Annotated in this window: 1 protein-coding gene; it reads left to right on the plus strand. The window is 68.7% G+C overall.

The genetic code is table 11. The features are described from left to right. Positions 1–906: acetyl-CoA C-acetyltransferase (locus tag C5P05_RS24620; RefSeq protein ID WP_157979450.1), on the plus strand; the 906-nt coding region annotated here is incomplete at both ends.

Raw genomic sequence — 906 nt, forward strand, 5'->3', positions numbered from 1 at the left:
GCGGCTCGGGCCTGAAGGCTGTGATGCTGGCGGCCCAGGCCATCCGCTGCGGCGACGCCGAGATCATCGTCGCCGGCGGGCAGGAAAACATGAGCGCCGCGCCGCACGTGCTGCCGGGCTCGCGCGATGGCCAGCGCATGGGCGACTGGAAGCTGATCGACACCATGATCACCGACGGCCTGTGGGACGTCTACAACCAGTACCACATGGGCACCACGGCCGAGAACGTGGCCAAAAAATATGGCATCACGCGCGAGATGCAGGACGCGCTGGCGCTGGCCTCGCAGCTGAAGGCGGCCGCCGCGCAGGACGCGGGCAAGTTCAAGGACGAAATATTGCCGTTCACCCTTGCGCAGAAGAAGGGCGACCCCATCGTCTTCTCAGCCGACGAGTTCGTCAACCGCAAGACCAGCGCCGAGGTCCTGGCCGGCCTGCGCCCGGCCTTTGACAAGGCCGGTTCCGTCACCGCCGGCAATGCTTCGGGCCTGAACGACGGCGCCGCCGCCGTGCTGGTGATGAGCGCGCAACGCGCCGCCGCGCTGGGCCTCACGCCGCTGGCTGTCATCCGCGCCTATGCCTCGGCCGGCCTCGACCCCAGCCTCATGGGCATGGGCCCGGTGCCGGCCTCCAAGCTGTGCCTGCAAAAGGCTGGCTGGTCGGCCCAGGACCTGGACCTGATGGAGATCAACGAGGCCTTTGCCGCCCAGGCCTGCGCCGTCAACCAGGCGATGGAATGGGACACCAGCAAGATCAACGTCAACGGCGGCGCCATTGCCATCGGCCACCCGATCGGGGCGTCGGGCTGCCGCATCCTGGTCACGCTGCTGCACGAGATGAAGCGTCGCGGCGCCAACAAGGGCCTGGCCTCGCTGTGCATCGGCGGCGGCATGGGCGTGGCACTGGCCG

This window comes from Rhodoferax ferrireducens (assembly GCF_003347515.1).
In the GTDB taxonomy this organism is placed as follows: Bacteria; Pseudomonadota; Gammaproteobacteria; order Burkholderiales; family Burkholderiaceae_C; genus Rhodoferax.